General features: G+C 39.1%; 19 protein-coding genes and 2 other annotated features. All 19 genes read right to left on the bottom strand.

Annotated features, from left to right (window positions below; all coding sequences use genetic code 11):
• Positions 1-3,579: DNA-directed RNA polymerase subunit beta' (rpoC, locus tag LIZ98_RS10160; RefSeq protein WP_227139573.1), on the bottom strand; the 3,579-nt coding region annotated here is incomplete at its 3' end.
• Positions 3,580-3,701: 122 nt separating this feature from the next.
• Positions 3,702-7,262 carry a DNA-directed RNA polymerase subunit beta gene (rpoB, locus tag LIZ98_RS10165; protein ID WP_034767006.1) on the bottom strand — a complete coding sequence of 1,187 codons (3,561 nt, stop codon included), beginning with the start codon at positions 7,260-7,262 and terminating at the stop codon, positions 3,702-3,704.
• Between the two features lie 224 nt (positions 7,263-7,486).
• Positions 7,487-8,098 carry a class I SAM-dependent methyltransferase gene (locus LIZ98_RS10170; protein ID WP_227139572.1) on the bottom strand — a complete coding sequence of 204 codons (612 nt, stop codon included), beginning with the start codon at positions 8,096-8,098 and terminating at the stop codon, positions 7,487-7,489.
• Between the two features lie 121 nt (positions 8,099-8,219).
• Complete coding sequence (rplL, locus tag LIZ98_RS10175) at positions 8,220-8,585, bottom strand: 50S ribosomal protein L7/L12 (protein ID WP_034767001.1); 366 nt, start codon at positions 8,583-8,585, stop codon at positions 8,220-8,222.
• A gap of 122 nt (positions 8,586-8,707) precedes the next feature.
• Positions 8,708-9,208, bottom strand: coding sequence for a 50S ribosomal protein L10 (gene rplJ / locus LIZ98_RS10180; protein WP_034766992.1), 501 nt, complete (start codon positions 9,206-9,208; stop codon positions 8,708-8,710).
• Between the two features lie 41 nt (positions 9,209-9,249).
• Positions 9,250-9,412: a sequence feature (ribosomal protein L10 leader region), on the bottom strand.
• A gap of 52 nt (positions 9,413-9,464) precedes the next feature.
• Positions 9,465-10,154, bottom strand: coding sequence for a 50S ribosomal protein L1 (gene rplA, locus LIZ98_RS10185; RefSeq protein WP_034766990.1), 690 nt, complete (start codon positions 10,152-10,154; stop codon positions 9,465-9,467).
• Positions 10,155-10,261: 107 nt separating this feature from the next.
• Positions 10,262-10,687: a 50S ribosomal protein L11 gene (gene rplK / locus LIZ98_RS10190; protein ID WP_034766988.1), complete on the bottom strand. Its 426-nt coding sequence runs from the start codon at positions 10,685-10,687 to the stop codon at positions 10,262-10,264.
• Positions 10,688-10,854: 167 nt separating this feature from the next.
• Positions 10,855-11,388 (bottom strand): transcription termination/antitermination protein NusG, encoded by a 534-nt coding sequence (gene nusG / locus LIZ98_RS10195; protein WP_034766986.1) that lies wholly within the window; start codon positions 11,386-11,388, stop codon positions 10,855-10,857.
• Positions 11,389-11,755: 367 nt separating this feature from the next.
• Positions 11,756-11,935: a preprotein translocase subunit SecE gene (gene secE, locus LIZ98_RS10200; protein WP_034766984.1), complete on the bottom strand. Its 180-nt coding sequence runs from the start codon at positions 11,933-11,935 to the stop codon at positions 11,756-11,758.
• A gap of 32 nt (positions 11,936-11,967) precedes the next feature.
• Positions 11,968-12,114, bottom strand: a complete 147-nt coding sequence (rpmG, locus tag LIZ98_RS10205) for a 50S ribosomal protein L33 (protein WP_072012620.1) — start codon at positions 12,112-12,114, stop codon at positions 11,968-11,970.
• A gap of 172 nt (positions 12,115-12,286) precedes the next feature.
• Positions 12,287-12,946, bottom strand: coding sequence for an RNA polymerase sporulation sigma factor SigH (sigH, locus tag LIZ98_RS10210; RefSeq protein WP_227091971.1), 660 nt, complete (start codon positions 12,944-12,946; stop codon positions 12,287-12,289).
• A gap of 69 nt (positions 12,947-13,015) precedes the next feature.
• Positions 13,016-13,522, bottom strand: a complete 507-nt coding sequence (locus tag LIZ98_RS10215) for an NYN domain-containing protein (protein ID WP_034766980.1) — start codon at positions 13,520-13,522, stop codon at positions 13,016-13,018.
• A gap of 5 nt (positions 13,523-13,527) precedes the next feature.
• Complete coding sequence (gene rlmB / locus LIZ98_RS10220; RefSeq protein WP_034766978.1) at positions 13,528-14,265, bottom strand: 23S rRNA (guanosine(2251)-2'-O)-methyltransferase RlmB; 738 nt, start codon at positions 14,263-14,265, stop codon at positions 13,528-13,530.
• Complete coding sequence (locus LIZ98_RS10225; RefSeq protein ID WP_034766976.1) at positions 14,258-14,683, bottom strand: Mini-ribonuclease 3; 426 nt, start codon at positions 14,681-14,683, stop codon at positions 14,258-14,260. Before LIZ98_RS10225 ends, rlmB begins: the two co-directional genes overlap by 8 nt.
• Positions 14,684-14,686: 3 nt before the next feature.
• Positions 14,687-16,084 carry a cysteine--tRNA ligase gene (cysS, locus tag LIZ98_RS10230; RefSeq protein ID WP_227139571.1) on the bottom strand — a complete coding sequence of 466 codons (1,398 nt, stop codon included), beginning with the start codon at positions 16,082-16,084 and terminating at the stop codon, positions 14,687-14,689.
• Complete coding sequence (gene cysE, locus LIZ98_RS10235) at positions 16,035-16,733, bottom strand: serine O-acetyltransferase (RefSeq protein ID WP_216408607.1); 699 nt, start codon at positions 16,731-16,733, stop codon at positions 16,035-16,037. The genes cysS and cysE overlap by 50 nt, the downstream gene beginning before the upstream one ends.
• A 73-nt stretch (positions 16,734-16,806) precedes the next feature.
• Positions 16,807-17,052: a binding site (T-box leader), on the bottom strand.
• Between the two features lie 45 nt (positions 17,053-17,097).
• The gene (gene gltX / locus LIZ98_RS10240; protein ID WP_227139570.1) at positions 17,098-18,552 is read right to left on the bottom strand and encodes a glutamate--tRNA ligase; all 1,455 of its coding nucleotides are present in this window, start codon (positions 18,550-18,552) and stop codon (positions 17,098-17,100) included.
• Positions 18,553-18,656: 104 nt separating this feature from the next.
• Positions 18,657-19,133, bottom strand: coding sequence for a 2-C-methyl-D-erythritol 2,4-cyclodiphosphate synthase (gene ispF, locus LIZ98_RS10245; RefSeq protein ID WP_227091966.1), 477 nt, complete (start codon positions 19,131-19,133; stop codon positions 18,657-18,659).
• Between the two features lie 20 nt (positions 19,134-19,153).
• The gene (ispD, locus tag LIZ98_RS10250; RefSeq protein WP_108897212.1) at positions 19,154-19,843 is read right to left on the bottom strand and encodes a 2-C-methyl-D-erythritol 4-phosphate cytidylyltransferase; all 690 of its coding nucleotides are present in this window, start codon (positions 19,841-19,843) and stop codon (positions 19,154-19,156) included.
• Positions 19,844-19,984: the final 141 nt, after the last annotated feature.

Raw genomic sequence — 19,984 nt, forward strand, 5'->3', positions numbered from 1 at the left:
TTCTTCAATATCTTTCATTTTTTTGAACTTAGTTTTCCGATATACTTGCATTCCTGTACCGGCTGGAACAAGTTTCCCGATAATAACATTCTCCTTTAAGCCGAGTAATTCATCTTGTTTTCCTTTAATGGCTGCATCAGTAAGAACACGGGTTGTTTCTTGGAATGATGCCGCCGACAAGAATGAGTCAGTTTCAAGAGAGGCTTTCGTAATTCCGAGCAGTACAGGTTTTCCGGTTGCCGGATTTTTCCCTTCAAGCAATGCTTTTTTGTTCGCTTCGGTAAATTGATGGATATCCATTAGCGTACCCGGTAAAACATCTGTTTCTCCTGAATCGATCACTCTGACCTTACGTAACATCTGGCGAACCATTACTTCGATATGTTTATCGCCGATTTCAACCCCTTGCATCCGGTAAACACGTTGTACCTCATGCAATAAATATTGTTGAACAGTTTGAACATCTGTTACCTTTAATAGTTCTTTCGGATCAATCGAACCTTCTGTTAATTCTTGACCCCGTTTAACCATATCACCCACAGCAACTTTTAAGCGGGCTGTATATGGTGCATTGTATGTCCTTGTTTCAATACTACCGGAAACAACAATTTCTTGTTGACGATCTTTTCCTTCGCTGATTGAAGTGATTTCACCGTCGATTTCAGTAATAACGGCTTGACCTTTTGGATTCCGTGCTTCAAAAAGCTCTTGAACACGAGGAAGACCTTGGGTAATATCATCCCCGGCAACCCCACCGGTGTGGAACGTACGCATCGTCAACTGCGTTCCCGGTTCACCAATTGATTGGGCAGCAATAATTCCAACTGCTTCACCGACTTCAACTTCCTGTCCTGTAGCCAAGTTATATCCATAACATTTTTTACATACACCATGTTTTGTATTACATGTAAATGCAGAACGAATCCAAACAGAAGTAATTCCTGCTTTTACAATTTCTTTGGCAATGTCTTCAGTAATTAACTCATTTTGTCCCACGATCACTTTATTTGTTTCCGGATGTCTTACGGTTTTCCTGGAGTAACGTCCGATTAAGCGTTCTTCCAGCGGTTCGATAATCTCTGTTCCATCCATGATTGCAGAAACGTAAATTCCGCGATCTGTTCCACAGTCTTCTTCTCGAATAATGACATCTTGGGCGACATCTACGAGACGTCTCGTTAAATAACCCGAGTCTGCCGTCTTAAGTGCAGTATCCGCCAGACCTTTCCGGGCACCATGGGTAGAGATAAAGTATTCTTGAACAGTCAAGCCTTCACGGAAACTTGATTTAATTGGCAACTCAATGATTCGCCCGGCCGGGTTCGCCATCAAGCCACGCATACCGGCAAGTTGGGTAAAGTTCGATGCATTACCCCGGGCACCGGAATCACTCATCATAAAGATCGGATTGAATTTATCCAACGATTCCATCAGTTTTCCTTGAATTTCATCTTTTGCCGCACTCCAGATGGAAATGACACGATCATAGCGTTCATCTTCCGTTATTAAACCTCTCCGGAATTGTTTTTGTACATTATCAACTTTTCTTTGGGCATCTTCCAAGATTTCATATTTTTGTGGAAGAACAGTGATATCCGCAATACTAATGGTAATACCTGCTTTTGTTGAATATTTAAAACCGAGATCTTTCATGCGATCAAGCATTTTTGATGTTGCGGTTATTTTGTATCGTTTAAACACTTCCGCAATAATTTTTCCTAAATAGCCTTTCTTGAATGGAGAAATCAATTCTCTTTCTTCAAGGATTTCCTTAATATTTGCAGAAGGGTCAACAAAATACTTTGCAGGTGTCTTTTCTTCCAAATTTGAAGTTGTCGGCTCATTTATATATGGGAAAGATTTCGGTAAAATTTCATTGAAAATTAATTTCCCAACCGTTGTTAATAGCAATTTTTTGTTTTGCCCTTCGGTAAATGTTGGGTTTTTCAACGAACCGGCATGAACCGCTACCCTTGTGTGTAAATGGACATATCCGTTTTGGTAAGCAATGAGTGCTTCTTCACGATCTTTGAAGACCATTCCTTCACCGATTGCCCCTTTTCTTTCTAATGTTAAATAATAGTTACCTAGCACCATATCTTGGGAAGGTGTAACAACCGGTTTTCCGTCTTTCGGATTCAAGATGTTTTGAGCAGCAAGCATGAGTAAACGTGCTTCCGCTTGGGCTTCAGCAGATAGCGGAACATGGACAGCCATTTGGTCACCGTCAAAGTCCGCGTTGTAAGCCGTACAGACTAACGGGTGCAAACGAATGGCACGACCTTCCACCAATGTTGGCTCAAATGCTTGAATTCCCAATCTATGTAGTGTTGGGGCACGATTCAATAAGACCGGGTGTTCTTTAATAACTTCTTCCAACACATCCCAGATTTCCGGACTGAGCCGTTCTATTTTCCGTTTTGCTGATTTAATATTGTGAGCTAAGCCTTTGGCAACAAGTTCTTTCATGACAAACGGCTTAAATAATTCAATGGCCATTTCTTTTGGCAAACCGCATTGATACATTTTTAAGTTTGGACCGACAACGATAACAGAACGCCCCGAATAGTCAACACGTTTTCCGAGCAAGTTTTGACGGAAACGACCTTGTTTCCCTTTTAACATATGGGATAAAGATTTTAACGGACGATTTCCCGGGCCAGTTACCGGTCTGCCGCGACGACCGTTATCAATTAACGCATCGACAGCTTCTTGCAGCATCCGTTTTTCATTTTGAACGATAATGCTGGGAGCACCAAGATCTAATAAACGTTTCAACCGGTTATTTCTGTTGATTACCCGACGATATAAATCATTTAAGTCAGAAGTGGCAAAACGACCGCCATCCAATTGGACCATTGGACGTAATTCAGGCGGGATTACGGGTAGAACATCAAGAACCATCCATGAAGGATCGTTCCCTGAATTACGGAAGGCCTCAATAACTTCCAACCGTTTAATCGCACGGGTTCTTCTTTGTCCTTGAGCAGTTTTTAGCTCTTCCCTTAAAGTGGCACTTTCCTTTTCAAGATCGACATCTTGGAGAAGTTTTTTAATTGCTTCTGCGCCCATTCCGGCTTGGAATTTATTGCCGTATTTTTCCCGATAAGAACGGTACTCTTTTTCAGATAGTAATTGTTTCTTTTCTAATGTTGTATTTCCCGGTTCTGTAACGACGTATGAGGCGAAATAAATAACTTCCTCAAGTGCTCTCGGAGACATGTCCAGCACAAGCCCCATCCGGCTTGGAATTCCTTTAAAATACCATATATGTGATATCGGAGCTGCCAGTTCAATATGCCCCATTCTTTCCCGACGAACTTTTGAACGGGTCACTTCAACACCGCAGCGATCACAGACAACACCTTTATATCTTACTCGTTTGTATTTACCGCAATGGCATTCCCAATCTTTTGTCGGACCAAAAATCCGTTCACAAAATAGACCGTCTTTTTCCGGTTTTAATGTGCGATAGTTGATTGTTTCTGGTTTTTTGACTTCACCATGTGACCATGAACGAATTTTATCCGGTGAAGCCAAACCAATTTTCATATATTCAAAGTTATTTACGTCTAGCAAGGGGTCGACCTCCTATTCATAAGGGTAATTCCCAATTTGGTTCATTTCAGGGAAAGAAAAACCCAATACACAAGCTCTCGATTTAAAATTGAGATCTGTAAGTATTGAGTTTTTTTCTTTTTTTACTCGGTGACACCTACTTTTTCAGATTCTTGATTATTGTTTTCGGATTGTATATTTAAAGCATCAGCTTGTTGAAAATCATCATCATCTTCTAAGTCCTTCATGTCAATTTCCTGTTGGTTTCCGGAAAGGATTTTGACATCCAAACCTAAACTTTGCAATTCTTTCATCAAAACTTTGAAAGATTCCGGAACACCCGGTTCAGGAACATTCTCGCCTTTAACGATAGCTTCGTATGTTTTTACCCGACCAACAATATCGTCCGACTTAACGGTTAAGATTTCTTGAAGCGTATATGCCGCTCCATAGGCTTCTAAAGCCCACACTTCCATTTCACCAAACCGTTGTCCACCAAACTGTGCTTTTCCGCCAAGCGGTTGTTGGGTAACTAACGAGTAAGGACCTGTTGAGCGAGCATGCAATTTGTCGTCAACCATATGTGCCAGTTTAATCATATACATGATACCGACAGATACACGGTTATCAAACGGTTCACCAGTTCTACCGTCATAAAGAATGGTTTTACCGTCGCGGGCAAGACCGGCTTCCTCCAACGTATCCCACACATCATCTTCGGTTGCACCGTCAAAGACCGGTGTAGCAACATGGATGCCAAGTTTCTTTGCAGCAATCCCTAAATGCAACTCTAAAACTTGCCCAATGTTCATCCGTGACGGCACACCTAACGGATTTAGCATGATATCAACAGGGGTTCCATCAGGTAAGTACGGCATATCTTCTTCAGGAAGAATGCGTGAAATAACCCCTTTATTCCCATGTCGTCCGGCCATTTTATCGCCAACACGGATTTTCCGTTTTTGTACAATATATACCCGAACTAATTGATTAACTCCAGGTGGCAGTTCATCGCCGTCTTCCCTATTGAATACTTTTACATCAAGAACAATTCCGCCGCCGCCATGTGGAACGCGCAGAGAGGTATCTCGAACTTCCCTTGCTTTTTCACCAAAGATCGCATGTAGAAGTCTTTCTTCAGCAGTTAATTCCGTAACTCCTTTTGGTGTTACCTTCCCAACGAGAAGATCGCCATCTTTCACTTCTGCCCCAATGCGGATGATTCCACGCTCATCAAGATTACGAAGAGCATCTTCCCCAACATTCGGAATATCTCTCGTGATTTCTTCAGGCCCTAGTTTTGTATCCCTGGATTCAGATTCATACTCTTCAATATGAATAGAAGTATATACATCATTTTTCACCAGACGTTCACTCATGACGATCGCATCTTCATAGTTGTAACCTTCCCATGTCATGAAAGCAACCAGTACATTTCGTCCCAAAGCCAATTCCCCTTTTTCCATGGAAGGTCCATCGGCCAAAATTTCACCTTTTTTGACACGATCACCGACCTTGACAATTGGTCTCTGGTTAAAGCTCATTCCATTATTGGAACGATCAAATTTATGAACTTTATAACGATCCAAGTCACCGCGAACTTCTTGACCATCAATTGTTGAAATACGACGAACACGAATTTGATCGCCTTCAACATGTTCAACGATACCATCATGTTTACAAATAACTGCCGCCCCTGAATCACGAGCACTGACATGTTCCATTCCCGTACCTACAATTGGTGCTTCAGGAACAAGTAACGGAACAGCTTGACGCTGCATGTTTGCTCCCATCAAAGCGCGGTTAGAGTCATCGTTTTCAAGGAACGGAATACAAGCAGTCGCAACGGAAACGACTTGTTTAGGAGAAACATCGATATAATCGACACGGTCAACTGAAACAACTAAGTTTTCACCACGGAATCTTGCAAAAACTTCTTTTTCCAAGAAGTTCCCTTCGTCATCCACTTTCGCATTCGCCTGAGCGACAACATAGTTATCTTCTTCATCCGCTGTCATGTAATGAATTTCATTAGTAACCTTACCAGTCTCGTGATTAACCTTGCGATACGGTGCTTCAATAAAGCCAAATTTATTCACTTTCGCATACGTGGAAAGCGAGTTGATTAACCCAATGTTCGGACCTTCAGGTGTTTCAATCGGGCACATTCTTCCATAGTGTGAATAGTGAACGTCCCGTACTTCCATACTTGCCCGTTCTCGTGTCAAACCACCCGGTCCAAGAGCGGATAAACGTCTTTTATTGGTAAGTTCAGCTAACGGGTTCGTTTGGTCCATGAATTGTGACAGCTGAGAACTGCCAAAAAACTCTTTGATTGCCGCAATTACCGGACGAATATTAATGAGTTGCTGTGGTGTAATTGTGTTCGTATCTTGAATCGACATTCTTTCACGGACAACCCGTTCCATTCTTGATAAACCGATACGGAATTGGTTTTGTAATAATTCACCAACAGAGCGAATCCGGCGATTACCCAGATGATCAATATCGTCCGTTCTACCAACTTGATGAAGCAAATTGAAGAAATAACTAATAGACGAAATAATATCTGCCGGTGTGATATGTTTAATTTTTTCCTTTATACCTGCATTCCCAATAATATTAATTTCTTTATTTTCATCATCATTTGGAGCATAAACTCGAATGGATTGGATTAAAATTTCTTCTTCCAAAACGCCGCCGGTCGGATTAAATCGTTTAAAACCAATTCCTTTTTCGATATAAGGAATAAGTCGATCCAAAGTACGTCGATCTAATACTGTCCCTTTTTCAGCAACAATTTCTCCGGTTTCGGGATCAGCGAGTGTTTCAGCCAAGGTTTGCCCAAACAAACGATTGGAAATATTTAATTTCTTGTTCATTTTATAGCGCCCAACATTGGCTAAATCATACCGTTTTGGGTCGAAAAAACGTGAGATCAATAAACTCTTTGCATTTTCAACGGTTGGCGGTTCACCCGGCCGCAAGCGCTCATATATTTCTATTAATGCTTTTTCCGTGCTATCGGTATTATCTTTTTCCAGCGTATTTCGCAAAAACTCATTATCACCTATTAAATCAATGATCTCTTGATCTGAACCAAATCCTAAAGCACGTAATAATACTGTAACCGGAAGTTTTCGCGTACGATCGATGCGAACGTAAACAACATCTTTCGCATCGGTTTCATATTCGAGCCAAGCACCACGGTTTGGTATTACAGTTGCACTGAAACCACTTCTACCATTCTTATCAACTTTTGCATTATAATAGACACTGGGGGAACGAACCAATTGGGAGACAATGACCCGTTCAGCACCATTAATAATAAAGGTACCTGTTTCTGTCATAAGCGGAAAATCACCCATGAACACATCTTGGTCCTTTACTTCCCCAGTTTCCTTATTAACTAACCGAACTTTTACCCTCAGTGGTGCTGCATATGTAACATCACGTTCTTTTGCTTCATCAACAGAGTATTTTGGTTCTCCCAATTCATAGTCAATGAACTCAAGAGACAAATTACCCGTAAAATCCTCTATCGGGGAAATATCCTGAAACATTTCCCGCAAACCTTCATCAAAAAACCATTTGTATGATGCGGTTTGAATTTCAACAAGATTCGGTAATTCTAAAACTTCACGTATTCTCGCATAACTTCTCCGCTTGCGGTGCCGTCCATATTGAACTAGTTGACCTGTCAACTGATTCACCCCTCAAATCAAACGTTTTGAAAATGCCAAAAATCATTGAAATGCTCTTACTAAGTTATTGTAAAAAGAAAAAAGGGTTTCCTTTGAAAACCACAAAAAATCTAGTCTTATTTATACTATTTTCCCCATTTTTCCATAAAAATATACGAATAATTATGGAAAAATTGGTTATATAGGTAAATACATATTGGCATTAAATTATATTAACATATGCATTAATCAGAGTCAAATTTTTTTGCCTTTAAAATATAATATCCTTTATCCCGTTTTGCAATTTTCACCTCATCATATATTTCTTCCATCACTTTTTTTGCCGATGGGGCGCCCTGCTTCTTTTGGATAACAACCCAAAATTCACCGCCATCGCATAAATGCTGATAGCTTTTTTCTATGATTTCTATCACTACTTTTTTACCGGCACGGATTGGAGGGTTAGTTACGATTGCTGCATAGTTATGCTCAATCACATTTTCAAAAACATCACTTTCAAAAATGTTTACATTATCAATGTGATTTTGTTCCGCATTTTCTTTCGCCAGCCGAATGGCTCTCTCATTAATATCTATCATATGTATTTGTCTGTTTGGATAGGAACGTGCGAGCGCCAAACCGATTGGACCATAACCGCATCCAACATCAAGTATGGTTCCATCAACATCTGGGGGTATAAATGTGTCGATAAGCAATTTTGATCCATAGTCTACCTCATTTTTCGAAAACACACCACGGTCCGTTTTAAAGCGAAACAGGTAGCCTTTTAGCTGACAAGACCAATATTTCGGATCACTGGCTACATCTGGTTTATGGGAATAATAATGATCAACCATGATCATCACCTCAATTCAGTTCTAGGTAGGAAGGGGGAAAGTTTTGTGAAAAAAGCTCGCTATTGTCAGCGAGCTTTTTTTATTTTATATAATCAATCCGAGATGAACTTGCTCAAGTAAATTATTTAACTTCAACGCCTGCTCCAACTTCTTCAAGTTTTGCTTTAATTTCTTCTGCTTCTTCTTTAGAAGCACCTTCTTTAACTGGTTTTGGTGTGTTGTCAACAAGATCTTTTGCTTCTTTAAGTCCAAGACCTGTGATTTCACGAACCACTTTAATAACTTTAATTTTTTGAGCACCGGCTTCAGTTAAAACAACATCAAATTCAGTTTTTTCATCACCAGCAGCTCCAGGAGCAGCTCCGCCAACTACAGCTACAGGAGCAGCAGCAGTTACACCAAACTCTTCTTCAATTGCTTTTACTAAATCGTTTAATTCTAAAACTGACATATTTTTTACAGCTTCAATAATTTGTTCTTTCGTCATCAGTTTTTCCTCCTAATTTGATAATTTTCATATTAAATAATCGAATGTTTTTAAACCGAACGAACCCTAATCTCTTGCATTAAGAAACATTAAAAAGTTTAAATCATGCAATCTTTATTGAATTATGCACTTTGTTCTTCTTTTTGATCAGCAACTGCCTTTGTAACAAGCGCAAAGTTGCGGATTGGAGCTTGAAGAACGCTAAGCAACATAGAGAGTAAACCTTCTCTTGAAGGAAGTTCAGCAAGAGCTTTAATTTCCTCAACCGAAGATACTTTTCCTTCAATAACGCCTGCTTTCATTTCTAATGCTTCATGTTCTTTTGCAAAGTTATTTAAAATTTTTGCAGGAGCCACAACGTCTTCATTACTGAACGCAATGGCATTCGGACCTGTTAAAACTTCAGTTAAACCGTTTAAATCAACAGCTTCAGCAGCTCTGCGGGTTAAAGAGTTTTTATAAACTTTAAATTCAACCCCTGCTTCACGAAGTTGTTTCCGCAGTTCTGTTACCTCAGCAACATTCAATCCGCGATAGTCAACAACAATGGTTGAAACACTGTTTTTTAGTTTTTCAGCAATTTCTTCCACTAACTGTTTCTTTTGTTCAACAGCACTAGACATACCTACACCTCCCAGTTGATGATTATCACATCTATACCGGCCTGTCTACCAAAAAACCTCCTTGCCGGTAGACAAGGAGGTTTACATAGCCAGTCTTTTCGACATTCGAAATCCTGGTAATCATACGATCTATGTTTATTACCTCGGTAGGAAATTAAGCTCTTGAGGAGCACCTACTGTCTACGGTATAAATGCTTTTATTTCATTGACGAAAAAAATCATAACATATATATGCTTTATCAGTCAACTGTCATTTTTAAACAGTTGTTGGGTCAAGTTTAATTCCAGGTCCCATTGTTGAACTGATTGTTACATTTTTTATATAAGTGCCTTTTGCGGCAGCAGGTTTCGCTTTATTAATTGTTTCAACAATAGTAGCTAAGTTTTCGAGAAGTTTATCATTGTCAAAGGAAATTTTTCCAATTGGAACATGGACATTTCCTGCTTTATCTGCACGATATTCAACTTTCCCTGCTTTAATTTCATTTACAGCACGTGTAACATCAAATGTAACCGTACCTGTCTTCGGGTTTGGCATTAAGCCTTTCGGACCTAACACACGACCCAATTTCCCAACTTCTGCCATCATATCAGGTGTTGCGACGATTACATCAAATTCAAACCAACCTTGTTGAATTTTATTAATATAATCTGCATCACCTACATAGTCAGCTCCGGCAGCTTCTGCTTCTTTTGCCTTATCACCTTTCGCAAAAACTAGCACACGTTGCGTTTTACCGGTTCCGTTTGGAAGAACAACTGCTCCACGGATTTGTTGGTCATTTTTTCTAGGGTCAATGCCTAAGCGAAATGCAACTTCTACCGATGCGTCAAATTTTACATAACTTGTTTTTTTCAATAGTTCAATTGCTTCTTTTGCATCATATGCTTTTGAACGATCAATTAGCTTTACAGCTTCAATATATTTTTTACCTCTTTTAGCCATAGTAATCCTCCTTAACTGTGGTTTTAACGGTTGGGACCTCCCACGAATAGAGGTTGCGACTTGAAAATAAACACTGTTGCCGCAACCCCATACTCTTCATGAAACAATTAATCTTCAATCACAATACCCATGCTGCGTGCTGTACCTTCAACCATTTTCATGGCTGCTTCAACACTTGCTGCATTTAAGTCAGGCATTTTTGTTTCAGCAATTTCACGCACTTTATCACGTTTAACTGTCGCAACTTTTTTACTGTTTGGTTCACCGGAACCAGATTCAATACCAGCTGCTTTTTTGAGAAGTACAGCAGCAGGTGGTGTTTTCGTAATAAAAGTAAACGAACGGTCTTCAAAGACTGTAATTTCTACCGGTATAATCAAACCAGCTTGATCAGCTGTACGAGCGTTGAATTCTTTACAAAATCCCATTATGTTAACGCCAGCTTGACCTAATGCAGGACCGACTGGTGGCGCAGGATTTGCTTTACCTGCTGGAATTTGCAGTTTCACTACTTTGATGACTTTTTTTGCCACGAGACACACCTCCTTAAGTCCGTGATGTGGTAAATGGGTCTATGCCCTCCCACTCATTCAATAGCATATATCTTACAACAGCACTAAAACACTGTCAATCTCAATAAAGAGACATACCGACTTAAAAATAGTATCAAATTTCAAGACATTTTTCAAGCTATTCGTTATTATATTTTTTCAATTTGTGAAAAGTCTAATTCTACCGGCGTATCCCGGCCAAACATATTCACTAGTACTTTGATTTTTGCCTTAGCACGGTCGATATCTTCAACAGAAGCTGTAAAGTTGGCAAATGGCCCTTCAATTACTTTTACAGTGTCCCCTACTTCCAGATCAACCTCAATACGTTTTTCTTCAATACCCATCCGTTTTAAAAGTGCGCTAACCTCTTCCGGTAATAACGGTATCGGTTTTGAGCCGGAACCGGTTGAACCAACAAAGCCTGTTACTCCAGGAGTATTACGGACAACATACCAGGAATCATCTGTCATGATCAGTTCCACTAACACATAACCCGGAAATACTTTTTTCTTTACGACTTTGGATTTTCCGTTTTTTATTTCTGTCTCTTCTTCTTCCGGGACGATCACACGAAAGATTTTATCTTCCATCCCCATCGTTTCAACCCGTTTTTCCAAATTTGCCTTCACTTTATTTTCATACCCTGAATACGTATGAACAACATACCAATTTTTTTCCATTGAAGAGGACTATATGTCCTTCCCTCCCTAAATCAAAATATAAGATAAAGAAAACTTAAGCGTCCGAGCCTTTATGAACGACTCGTGACTCGTCGATCACCGAAAAAAATATAATTTTTCGGCTACGATTTATTCGTTGGAAAAGTCATTGTTCTTTCAACTGCGGAGCCTATGCTTTCGAAGCCTTCCTTGCGCTACACAGCATTCCTTGTGCACTTATATTGAAAACTTAAAATTTCCCGCCACAAGCGAATTCTCATCCTAGCTGGAAATTTATACTTTACTAACGTATAATGAAAAAACCCGACAACCGGGTTTTACACTGTTCATTACCATTATAACAAAGGATGAACATGTTATTCACTTATTAAGGTAATAACTCAATAATTTGTGTTAAACCTAGATCTACTAAAGTGAAAAAAATTGTAAAAAAGATAAGTGTTGTAATTACAGTAATCGTATACTTGGTCAATTCTTTCCGGTGCGGCCATCGAACTTTACGCATTTCTACGATAACATTATGGAAAAACTTGCTGATCCTTTGCATGTCAAACCTCCAAAATTGGGAAATTACTAGGTTTATGCTTGTCTATGAACTGTATGTGTTTGGCATTTTGGACAATATTTTTTTAACTCCAGACGTTCGTCTTTGCTATCATTTGTTTCCGTCGTCCGGTAATTCCTACACCCACATACCGAACATGCTAATACTATTTTTTTAGGCATCTACACACACCATCAATCTTTAATCTAAACTACTCTATCTTTCAAACTTTAACATGTAACCGGTTATTATGTCAATGTCTCTTGAATGTCCTGTCGCGGTTTTTCTTGTGGACTGAACAATAAAACTAGTCCAAAGTTATTGACCCGGATGTTGTATTCTTATTCTATAAAATTAGAAACCCTTCATCGGCGTTTCCCTGGATTCTAAGTATTTTTCCAGTTTCCGTTTCACTCTTTGTAAAGCATTATCAATTGACTTGACATGTCGATTCAACTCTCCGGAAATTTCCTGATAGGATTGCCCGTCCAAATATAATGCTAAAACTTCCCGCTCCAAGTCACTTAACAACTCTGCCATTTTTATTTCAATATGATCAAATTCTTCCTGATTAATAATTAACTCTTCCGGATCCAATGATTTTGTTTCTGTCAACATATCCATTAAAGTCCGATCTGATTCTTCGTCATAGACAGGCTTGTCCAATGATACATAAGAATTGAGGGGAATATGCTTTTGCCGCGTTGCCGTTTTAATTGCCGTAATAATTTGCCTTGTAATGCACAATTCCGCAAACGCTTTAAAAGACGACGACTTATCATCTTTATAATCCCGGATGGCCTTAAATAATCCGATCATACCTTCCTGAACAATGTCTTCACGGTCAGCACCAATTAAAAAATACGATCTTGCTTTGGCTCGGACGAACTGACGATATTTATGGATTAAATAATCAAGTGCCTCACTATCTCCTTTGTGAACCATTTCAACGAGTTGCTCATCATCCATATTGCCAAACTGAAGATTACCGTATATTTTACCCTTTTCCCTCAAGAACATCACCCCGGCCACTCAGTTGTTAGGTACATTATACATTAGCAATTTTTATAGCGTCAACATCATTCATTCACCTCTTCTGAATCTTTCAAAAAAATCAAGCACTTCCTTCGTTAAAGGTATTTTGGAAATTGGCCGTTCATGCTTAATTTCATCCACATTTTTTGAAATCTTTTTTTCTATTTCTTTAATTTCATTATACAATTCCCGGGCAGATTTACGAAATGCTCCCTTGCCAAAAATTTGCCCTTGCTCAGCATAATCAGATGTCGCGACAAATACTTTTGTTGTACGGTTAACCAACTGATTAGCCAATTTTTCAATTCTTTCGTCTGCCGTTTCCTTTTCCTTAGTAAAAATAATCTCGATATTAAAATTTCTATATTTCCGTTCTAAGCCTTTTACAATATAGGCATCAAAAACAATGATGACTTTGACTCCGGTAAACCCTTGGTATTCAGCCATTTTTTCAATTAGTAAATCCCTTGCAGCTGCTAAATCTTTATTCTTTAATTTCTGCAATTCTGGCCATGCTCCGATCATGTTATATCCATCAACAATAAGAATATCCATGGGTTTTACCTTAACGGACTACGTTTTCGATAAATTTCATACATTAGCAGTGCCGCCGCTACCGATGCATTCAAGGAAGTGACATGACCTCTCATTGGTAATTGCAGAAGAAAATCACATTTTTCTTTATGTAATCGGCTGATCCCTTTTCCTTCACTGCCGATGATAAGGGCAATCGGCAAGACTCCATCAACATCCCGGTAATCCATGTCTCCTTTGGCATCTGTTCCGGCAATCCATACTCCTTTTTCTTTCAGTTCATCTATGATCCGGGTAATATTTGTTACTCTTACAACAGGAATATGCTCAATTGCTCCGGTCGAAGCCTTTGCCACAGTTGCTGTCAAACCAACTGATCTTCGTTTTGGAATAATGATGCCATGGACCCCGCAGGCATCTGCCGTACGCATAATGGAGCCCAAATTATGCGGATCTTCAATTTCATCCAAGATGAGGAAAAAAGGGGGTTCATTTTGCTCTTCTGCCCTTCTGAACAGTTCATCAAGTTCATAATATTGATAAGCGGCAACTTGAGCAACTACTCCTTGATGGTTGCCGTCCACCATTTCATCAAGCTTTCTTCTAGGTACAAACTGAATAATTAATTGATTTTCCTTTGCCGCTTTAATAATTGGTTGCATCGCCCCTTTTTGGGAACCTTCGCCTATCCATATTTTATTTATATCCCGCTTTGCCTTGATTGCCTCCAAAACAGGATTTTTTCCAATAATAAAATCATCCATGTTGATCACCTATTCTTTCTTCTACTTTCATAAAAGCTTGCTGGATTAATTCCTCCAAACGAAGGAAGTTTTGCGAGAGAAAATGATACCCAAGCAATGCTTCAAAGGCAGTGCTATAACGATAGGTTTGAACATCCGTATTTTTAGGGGTTGTATGACTTTTCGCATTTCTTCCTCTTTTGACAACGGCCAATTCCTCTTCAGTCAGATATTCATCGTTAATAAAAGCATGGATAATAAAGTTTTGTGCTTTTGCCGATACATATTGAATCGCTTTTTTCTGTAAGATATTCGGTTTTACTTCCCCTTTTTTTAATAAGTGACGCCTGACATATACTTCATAGACGGCGTCACCCATGTAGGCAAGGGCAAGACTATTTAAGCTTTTTGGGTCTCGAACATAATCACTTATCAGCATACGTTAACTCCTTTTCCACCGCGTTCCTTGAGGGGTATCTTCCAAAACGATGTTCATCTCTTTTAATTGGTCACGAATTTGATCGGCTGTATGAAAATCACGATTTTTTCTCGCTTCATTTCTTTTTGTAATCAATTGTTCAATTTCCTCATCCAGTAATTGGTCTTTGGTCAGTTCCAATCCTAAAACATTAAAAAATTGTTCAAATATCTCTAAAAATTTACGAATCACAACTGTCGATGTATTTTTTTCCATCAAGTAATAATTTGCCAACTTGGATACCTCAAACAGAACCGATATTGCATTGGCTGTATTAAAGTCATCATCCATTTCCTCAATAAATTGATTATGGAAGTTTGCAATTTGATCGAGCCATTTTTGGTCATCTTCTACTAAGTTTGTACTCGCCTCCAAGCGATGTTTTAAGTTTTGGTACGACGTTTGTAAGCGTTCCAATGCCGCTTTTGCGTTGTTCAATAATTCTTCACTGTAATTAATCGGATGCCGGTAATGAACCGACAGCATAAAAAAGCGTAATACATTCGGGTCATGCTGCGTAATAATGTCATGAACAAGCACAAAGTTTCCTAACGATTTGGACATTTTTTCGTTATCAATATTAATATAGCCATTATGCATCCAATAATTTGCAAAAGGTTTTCCCGTTAAACTTTCCGATTGAGCGATTTCATTTTCATGGTGTGGAAATGTCAAATCCTGCCCCCCGGCATGAATATCAATCGTATCACCGAGATATTCCCTTGCCATTGCCGAGCATTCAATATGCCAACCCGGTCGGCCTTTTCCCCATGGACTTTCCCAGTATACTTCACCTGGTTTTGCCGCTTTCCAAAGAGCAAAATCCAGCGGGTCCTGTTTTTTCTCGCCTACTTCAATTCTTGCACCAAGTCGTAAATCATCAATTGATTGATGAGATAACTTTCCGTATTCTTGGAATTTCTTCGTCCGAAAATACACATCCCCATCCGATTCATAAGCAAAATCTTTATCAATGAGGCCTTTAATAAAATGGATGATAATATCCATATTTTCAGTAACCCGCGGATGATGTGCAGCCTTGAGGCATCCGAGAGCAGCAATATCTTCAAAATAAGCCCGGATAAACCGGTCGGCCAAAGAAAATACATCTTCATTATTTTCGTTCGCTGCTTTGATAATTCGATCATCCACATCGGTAAAATTCGATACATACTTCACTTCATAACCACGAAACTCTAAATAGCGACGTACCGTATCAAAAACGATCGCGGGCCGTGCATTGCCGATATGAATATAATTATAAACGGTCGGCCCGCACACATACATCTTTACTTTTCCTTCTTCTATCGGTTTAAACACTTCTTTTTTCTGCGTCAATGTATTGTAAATTCGAATGGACATCTTCTAAACTCCTTTCCTTCTTTAGCCGTTCGATTTCATCTTTGAGTTCATTTATTTGTTGTTGCATCGATTTGCAAATGTCGGCTATCGGATCAGGCAAGTCCGTATGATTCAGATCTTTCTTTATTTTCACGCCATCCTGAATAACTACATGCCCGGGAATTCCTACCACAGTTGCGTTCGGAGGAACATCTTTTAATACGACCGAACCGGCACCAATTTTTGAATTTTCGCCAATGGTGATTGAGCCGAGCACTTTCGCACCGGTAGCAACCAGCACATTATCTTTCAATGTCGGGTGTCTTTTCCCTTTTTCTTTACCGGTCCCTCCAAGTGTTACACCTTGATAAATGGTTACATTATCGCCAATTTCGCAAGTTTCCCCAATAACTACACCCATCCCATGATCGATGAAAAGGCGTCGACCGATTTTTGCCCCCGGGTGGATTTCAATACCGGTCAAAAACCGGCTGAATTGTGAAATAAATCTAGCCACAAAAAATAATTTTTTCTTAAAAAACCAATGAGCAATCCGATGGAACCAAATGGCATGTAATCCTGAGTAGGTCAAAATTACTTCCAAATAACTCCGGGCTGCCGGGTCCTGATCAAAAACAACTTCAATATCTTCTTTCATCCTTTTAAACATCATCTCACCCTCTTTGGCTAGAATCTCTTTCCCTTTTTGCTTTTCTAAAAATTAAAAACGCCCCTGTCACAAGGACAGAGACGCTAATTTTGCGCGGTTCCACTCTGTTTGGACCAATTTTATAGAAACAGCAAATGAAGGTTTATGGTCCCAACTCTGTCCTAATAACGGTAGGATGCCGCCTTTACCTACTCCAATGATTGTTTCAACAAAGGACTCCGGGGTGCATTTCAATAACCATAACTTTAGACCACTCTCAGCTTATGTGATCCTCTCTGAAAAAGTATCATTATTTACTTCTCCCCGTCACAGCTTTCATTTTATTCTCTTTGTACATTTACTATATTACATTTTTATAAAAAAGTTAACTTAAAATGTTTTGGATCCGTTTTTTTACTGTTTCTTTGCCTAATAACTCGATTGTATTCGGTAGTTCCGGTCCATGTTCTTGACCTGTAACAGCAACACGGATTGGCATAAACAATTTTTTACCTTTTTGACCGGTCGCTTTTTGAACCCGTTTGATTGCAGCTTTAATTTCCGCAGCTTCGAATGGCTCTAAATCCTCCAGTTCTTGTAAAAATGCCCGTAATACTTCAGGTACTTGTTCTTCACTTAAGATTGCTTTTCCAGTTTCATCATAGCTGATTTCCTCTTTGAAGAAAAGCTCGGACAATGAAACAATCTCCGCCCCATAACTCATTTGTTCTTGATAAAGAGCAACCAGTTTATTCACCATTTCCAATTGTTCGGGGCTTGGATTTTCAGGAACACGTCCTGCGTTCACTAAATGTGGCAATGCCAATTGTACAACTTTTTCAACCGGAAGTTTTTTCATGTATTGGTTATTCATCCAAATCAATTTTTGTCTGTCAAAAACAGCCGGTGATTTGGAGAGACGACCCGGGTCGAATATCTCGATTAACTCTTCCTTGGAGAAAATTTCCTCTTCTCCAACCGGTGACCAGCCTAATAATGCAATAAAATTAAATAATGCTTCCGGTAAATAGCCGAGCGCTTCGTATTGTTCGATAAATTGAATAATCGATTCATCCCGTTTACTCAATTTTTTATGATTTTCATTAACAATCAATGTCATATGTCCAAAAGTTGGCGGTTCCCATCCAAACGCTTCATAAATCATTAATTGTTTCGGTGTATTGGAAATATGATCGTCACCGCGAAGAACATGACTGATTTTCATTAAATGATCATCAATAGCCACAGCAAAATTGTATAACGGCATCCCGTCTTTTTTGACAATGACAAAATCCCCGATATCTTCAGACGCAAAGGAAACATCCCCCTTGACGATATCATTGAAGCGATAAACTTTTCCTTCCGGGACACGGAAACGAATACTTGGTTTTCGTCCCTCCGCTTCAAGTCTAGCCTGATCTTCTTTTGTTAAATGACGGCATTTACCGGAATAACGCGGTGCTTCTCCACGGGCAATTTGTTCTTCCCGTTCTTTTTCTAATTCTTCTTCCGTGCAATAACACTTATAGGCTAATCCTTTTTCCAGTAAATCCTCATAATATTTTTTATAAATGTCGAGTCGTTCTGATTGCCGATACGGTCCATATTCACCACCGACATCAACACTTTCATCCCAGTCCATACCAAGCCATTTTAAATATTTTAGCTGACTTTCTTCCCCGCCGACAATATTCCGCTTTTGGTCCGTATCCTCTATCCGAATAATAAATTGACCCTTTTGATTACGGGCAAATAAATAATTAAAAAGTGCTGTTCTTGCATTTCCGATATGTAAATGACCGGTTGGGCTCGGTGCATATCGAACGCGTATGTCGCTCATTTAAATTTACCTCCAATTATTTATCAATACGTTTTTACCTATCGTTAACTTTACTTATTTTACAACAAAAACAGAGATTTGTTATCATCTTAACTTGAATTATTTTAAACCTTTTCTAACAAAACGACAGCCAATGAGGCAATCCCTTCCTCTCTTCCTGTAAATCCAAGCTTTTCCGTGGTTGTTGCTTTAACATTTATTTGTTCTCGTTCAGCTTCCAGAATAGCGGCAATATTTGTTTTCATTAATTCAATATAGGGTGCCATTTTCGGCTTTTGTGCAATAATAGTGGCATCAATATTTACCAGTTGGTAACCTTTATCTTTAATCATTTCCCAAACATTTTTCAATAAAACAGCGGAGTTTGCATTTTTATAAGCATCATCATTGTCCGGGAAATAACTGCCGATATCACCTAAACCAACCGCTCCTAAACACGCATCTGTCACTGCATGTAATAAAACATCCGCATCTGAATGCCCCAAAAGCCCTTTTTCATACGGGATATGTACCCCGCCAATAATTAACGGACGTCCTGCAACTAACTGGTGAACATCATATCCTTGTCCAACACGCAACAAGCCAATCTCTCCTTTTCCTGTTATTCATTCCCTTTTTGTCTTTGAATAATTGCATTGGCAAAAATTAAATCTTCCGGTGTGGTTATTTTAAAATTTTCATAATCTCCTTCAACCACAACAACTTTTCCTCCAAATCTTTCTAACAAACTAGCATCATCTGTCCCTATATATCCATCTTCTTCAGCCTTTTTATGGGCATTCATGATTAAATGGAGTTGAAATGCTTGAGGCGTTTGGATCGACCATAATGTTGAACGATCAATCGTTTCCTCAACAATACGGTTCCTCACTTTTTTGATTGTATCTTTTACCGGAACAGCTAACACCGCTCCCCCGTAGTGATTTGCCTTTTCAACCAGTTGATGAAGATATTTTTGCTTTACAAAGGGTCTTGCCCCGTCATGTATAAGCACAATGCATTCACTTTGCAGCTGTTGCAATCCTTTATATACGCTCTGTTGCCGTTCACTGCCTCCTTCTACCATAGCCGCAATTTTTCTTAATTGAAATTGCTCAACCAAGTCCCTTATTTCTTTTCGATCCTGTTTATGAATAACGAGTGTAATGGATTTACACCAATTGTCCTTTTCAAAAATTTTCAAGGTATGTACAAGTACCGGTATTTCATCAATATGAACAAGCAATTTGTTTTTTTCCATACCCATTCGTTTCCCCGTACCTGCTGCCGGGATGACAACATGATATTCCATTCGTATACTTCCCCTGATCCTCTATATTTTGACTCTTTTCTGTAAGATTGTTGCATTTTGATTGAAAAATAACTTTTGATCACTTCTAACCTCAGGAACATTTCAAGTTTTATGTATCCGCTTCTGCATCCAATAGCAACA

It is taken from the genome of Caldibacillus sp. 210928-DFI.2.18, assembly GCF_020554505.1.
Taxonomy (GTDB): domain Bacteria; phylum Bacillota; class Bacilli; order Bacillales; family Caldibacillaceae; genus Caldifermentibacillus; species Caldifermentibacillus hisashii.